The organism is Vibrio sp. V19_P1S1T109, assembly GCF_002241375.1.
GTDB classification, from domain to species: Bacteria; Pseudomonadota; Gammaproteobacteria; order Enterobacterales; family Vibrionaceae; genus Vibrio; species Vibrio anguillarum.
The window spans coordinates 1-4314 of sequence record NZ_NDIM01000124.1 but is presented as its reverse complement, the minus strand read 5'-3'; the positions used below and the strand labels follow the sequence as shown (position 1 = coordinate 4314).

Annotated in this window: 5 protein-coding genes; 1 reads left to right on the top strand and 4 read right to left on the bottom strand. The window is 43.2% G+C overall.

Features of this window, described 5'->3' with window-relative positions:
* On the top strand, nt 1–931 hold a 931-nt coding region (locus B9J87_RS05780; protein WP_141201545.1), incomplete at its 5' end, for an integron integrase.
* A gap of 71 nt (nt 932–1002) precedes the next feature.
* On the opposite strand, the gene rplT is transcribed toward B9J87_RS05780, so the two are convergent.
* The 4 genes from rplT to thrS all read right to left on the bottom strand — a co-directional run bounded on the left by rplT (nt 1003) and on the right by thrS (nt 4179).
* The gene (rplT, locus tag B9J87_RS05775) at nt 1003–1356 is read right to left on the bottom strand and encodes a 50S ribosomal protein L20 (protein ID WP_010319590.1); all 354 of its coding nucleotides are present in this window, start codon (nt 1354–1356) and stop codon (nt 1003–1005) included.
* 41 nt (nt 1357–1397) lie between these two features.
* Nucleotides 1398–1592 carry a 50S ribosomal protein L35 gene (rpmI, locus tag B9J87_RS05770; protein ID WP_010319591.1) on the bottom strand — a complete coding sequence of 65 codons (195 nt, stop codon included), beginning with the start codon at nt 1590–1592 and terminating at the stop codon, nt 1398–1400.
* Nucleotides 1593–1695: 103 nt separating this feature from the next.
* Nucleotides 1696–2247, bottom strand: a complete 552-nt coding sequence (gene infC / locus B9J87_RS05765) for a translation initiation factor IF-3 (protein ID WP_080569453.1) — start codon at nt 2245–2247, stop codon at nt 1696–1698.
* Nucleotides 2248–2250: 3 nt separating this feature from the next.
* Nucleotides 2251–4179, bottom strand: a complete 1929-nt coding sequence (gene thrS, locus B9J87_RS05760; protein WP_010319593.1) for a threonine--tRNA ligase — start codon at nt 4177–4179, stop codon at nt 2251–2253.
* Nucleotides 4180–4314: the final 135 nt, after the last annotated feature.

Below are 4314 nucleotides of genomic sequence, written 5' to 3'. Positions count from 1 at the left end.
GTATATGCAAGCGCGACACTATGCAAAGAAAACTATAGAGGCATATTTGCACTGGATAACACGATTCATCTACTTCAATAACAAAACACATCCAATGAGAATGGGTAGTAAAGAAGTTGAGATGTTTTTAACTGACTTAGCTGTTAATGGGAAAGTAGCCGCGAAAACACAAGCGTTAGCGCTTAACTCTCTCCATTTTCTGTACCGTGAAATCATTAAAGAACCGCTATCAATTAGCATGAATTTCAAGAAATCTCAACTTGCTCAGAAATTACCAGTAGTGATGACAAGAACTGAAATTAAGCGGTTTTTAGAACATATTGAGCCACGATATCAATTGCAAATTATGCTCTTATACGGATCAGGGCTGCGGCTGATGGAATGTGTCAGACTCCGAATACAGGATATTGATTTAGATTATGGTGCGGTTCGGGTATGGCAAGGAAAAGGAGGAAAAAACCGCACCGTCACACTTGCTGAGGAGCTTTATCCACAACTAGCTGAGCAACAAGCATTAGCTAAGCGTTACTATGATAAAGATATGCAAACCAAAGGTTATGGAGGAGTCTGGTTACCCAATGCGTTGCGAGAAAAATATCCTTCAGCTCCTTATGAGTTTAATTGGCACTACTTGTTTCCATCTAATTTACTTACCTTAGATGAGAATAGTGGGTTGAAACGAAGGCACCATATTAATGAGTCGGCATTGCAGCGAGCAGTTCGGAAAACCGCTCATGATGCTGAGATACAAAAGTCAGTTTCATGCCATACGCTAAGGCATAGCTTTGCGACACACTTGCTAGAAGCGGGAGCGGACATTAGAACAGTACAAGAACAATTAGGGCATAGTGATGTAAAAACCACTCAGATTTACACTCACGTACTGGATAGAGGCGCCAGCGGTGTATTAAGCCCACTGTCGCGCTTATAAAGCTTATAAATAAGCGCAATAAAAAAGGAGAGCATACTTGCCCTCCTTTTCTTTAAACCTTCACTGCTAAATTAAAGAGCAGTTTTTGCTTTTTCAACAAGCACTGCAAATGCAGCTTTGTCGAATACCGCGATATCAGCAAGGATCTTACGATCGATCTCAATAGATGCTTTCTTAAGACCGTTAATGAAACGGCTGTAAGATAGACCATTTTGACGAGATGCTGCGTTAATACGCGCAATCCATAGTTGACGGAACTGACGCTTTTTAGTGCGACGGTCACGGTAAGCGTATTGACCAGCTTTGGTTACAGCTTGGAAAGCTACGCGGTAAACACGTGAACGTGCTCCGTAGTAACCTTTAGCTTGTTTTAGAACTTTCTTATGACGTGCACGAGCTTGTACACCACGTTTTACGCGAGGCATTATGCTTCTCCTAAACTAAACGATAAATAAACTAAAAAGAATTAAGCGTATGGCAACATGCGCATAACACCAGCCACTTCACATTTTGGAAGGATTGAGTTAGGGCGTAGTTGACGCTTGTTCTTAGTAGTACGCTTAGTCAGGATATGACGTTTTGTAGCGTGCTTAAATTTAATACCGCCAGCAGTTTTCTTAAAACGCTTAGCTGCACCTTTGTTGGTTTTCATCTTAGGCATGATGAATAACTCCGCATTGTAGTAGTTTAAATAACATGTAATTAGGGCGAATAACACCCCACCGTCTTTCAACGGCGAGGTCTCATTACTTGTAAGCCGTTAATTACTTCTTTTTAGGGGCAAGCATCATGATCATCTGGCGTGCTTCAATTCGACTCGGGAAAGACTCAACTACTGCAATTTCAGCAGTATCCTCTTTCAAACGATGAAGAACATCGACACCGATGTCTTGGTGCGCCATCTCACGGCCACGGAAGCGAATAGTAACTTTCACTTTGTTGCCTTCTTCTAGGAAACGGGTCAGGTTGCGTAGTTTTACCTGATAGTCTCCAATATCAGTCCCAGGACGGAATTTAATTTCCTTAATCTGGATCTGTTTTTGCTTCTTCTTCTGCTCTTTAGCAGTCTTGCTCTTTTCAAAGAGGAACTTGCCATAGTCCATCACACGACAAACTGGTGGCTCGGCGTTAGGGCTGATCTCTACAAGATCCATACCAGCTTCTACAGCAGCTTCTAATGCTTCGTTGATTGATACAACACCAACGGATTCACCATCTGCGCCAGTTAAACGAACTTCACGAACGCCACGAATTTCACCGTTTAAACGGTGCTGGTTTGGTTTGGCCGGCTGTTGGCCACGTCTTCCGCCTTTAATAGTTTATTCCTCCAGATTGAGCTTACGGCTAGAAACTTCGGCTTGGATATACGCAATAAAGTCATCCAATTTAAATTTACCTAAGTCCTTGCCCCTGCGGGTACGTACTGCGATCTCTCCGGCTTCCATCTCTTGGTCACCACAGACAAGCATATACGGTACACGCTTTAAAGTGTGTTCGCGGATTTTAAAGCCAATCTTCTCATTTCTCAAGTCTGCTTTGGCTCTAATTCCACATTTTTGTAGTTTTTGTGCTACTTCCTGAGCGTAAACTGACTGTTTATCAGTAATGTTCATAATTACCGCTTGTTCCGGCGCTAACCACGTAGGGAAGAAACCTGCATACTCTTCGATAAGGATACCGATAAAGCGCTCAAGTGAACCCAAAATTGCACGGTGAATCATAACCGGAACAAGACGCTCGTTACTTTCGCCAACATATGTCGCGCCTAGACGAGCAGGTAAATTGAAATCCAGCTGCACTGTACCACATTGCCACGCACGATCTAAGCAATCATGCAAAGTAAATTCAATTTTAGGGCCGTAGAATGCGCCTTCACCTTCTTGAATTTCAAATGGGATATCCATTGCCTGCAGTGAAAGCTTTAATGCTTCTTCCGATTTATCCCAAATTTCATCACTACCAACACGTTTTTCTGGGCGTGTAGACAGCTTAACAACGATGTTATCAAAACCGAACGTCGTGTAGGTGTCGTAGACCATCTTGATACAAGATGTCACTTCTTGTTGAATTTGATCTTCGGTACAGAAAATATGGGCGTCATCTTGAGTAAAGCCACGAACACGCATAATACCATGTAATGAACCTGATGGTTCATTGCGGTGGCAAGATCCAAACTCAGCCATACGCAATGGCAGATCACGGTATGATTTCAAACCTTGATTAAATATTTGAACGTGGCCTGGGCAGTTCATCGGTTTAATTGCATATTCACGGTTTTCAGATGACGTCGTGAACATGGCATCCGCATATTTATCCCAGTGACCAGAACGCTCCCATAGAACTCGGTCCATCATTAATGGACCTTTTACTTCTTGGTAGTCGTACTCACTGAGTTTTTGGCGAATGAACACTTCAAGATCACGGAATATAGACCAACCGTTATGGTGCCAGAATACCATCCCTGGAGCTTCTTGCTGCATATGGAATAGATCGAGTTGCTTACCAATTTTACGATGGTCACGTTTAGCCGCTTCTTCTAAACGCGTTAAATGGGCTTGAAGTGCTTTCTTGTCATGGAATGCCGTACCATAGATGCGCTGTAGCATCTTGTTATCACTGTTACCACGCCAGTACGCGCCAGCAATGCTAAGCAGGGTAAAGTGTTGGCAGAAGCTCATGTTAGGTACGTGAGGACCACGACACATGTCAATGTATTCTTCATGATGGTATAGACCTGGTCTGTCATCACGAGCCACGTTCTGATCCAAGATTTCCATCTTGTATGTTTCACCGCGAGCTTCAAAAGCATCACGGGCTTCCTGCCAACTGACTTTCTTTTTGACAACTTGATATTTTGTCTTGGCAAGCTCTTTCATGCGCTTTTCGATTTGCTCTAAATCATCTTGCGTGAGTGATTGCTCAAGATCGATATCATAGTAGAAGCCGCTGTCGATCGTCGGACCAATCGCCATTTTGGCTTGTGGATAAAGTTGCTTTAATGCATGGCCAAGTAAGTGCGCACAAGAGTGGCGTACGATCTCTAAACCATCAACTTCATCTTTTGTCGTTATAATTTCAAGGCTAGCATCATTTTCGATAAGATCGCACGCATCGACGCGCACACCATCGACACGGCCTGCGATCGTTGCTTTTGCAAGACCAGGGCCGATAGAAGCTGCAACTTCCATTGTCGATACTGGGTGTTCAAAATGACGTTGACTGCCGTCAGGAAGAGTAATAATAGGCATGTATAATCCTTACAGTGGTGTTGCATACCAAGCAACACGTGTTGAGTTTGATTGAAAATAACCCATCGAAGCTCACTCGGTAACACGAATACCGGAACTTCAATGAAGTGAAGATTTTAACTAGCTCACGCTAGA

Excerpts from the sequence above, each read along its gene's own strand:
- rpmI (WP_010319591.1), bottom strand. The coding sequence starts at position 1,592 with ATGCCTAAGATGAAAACCAACAAAGGTGCAGCTAAGCGTTTTAAGAAA.
- rplT (WP_010319590.1), bottom strand. The coding sequence starts at position 1,356 with ATGCCTCGCGTAAAACGTGGTGTACAAGCTCGTGCACGTCATAAGAAA.
- thrS (WP_010319593.1), bottom strand. The coding sequence starts at position 4,179 with ATGCCTATTATTACTCTTCCTGACGGCAGTCAACGTCATTTTGAACAC.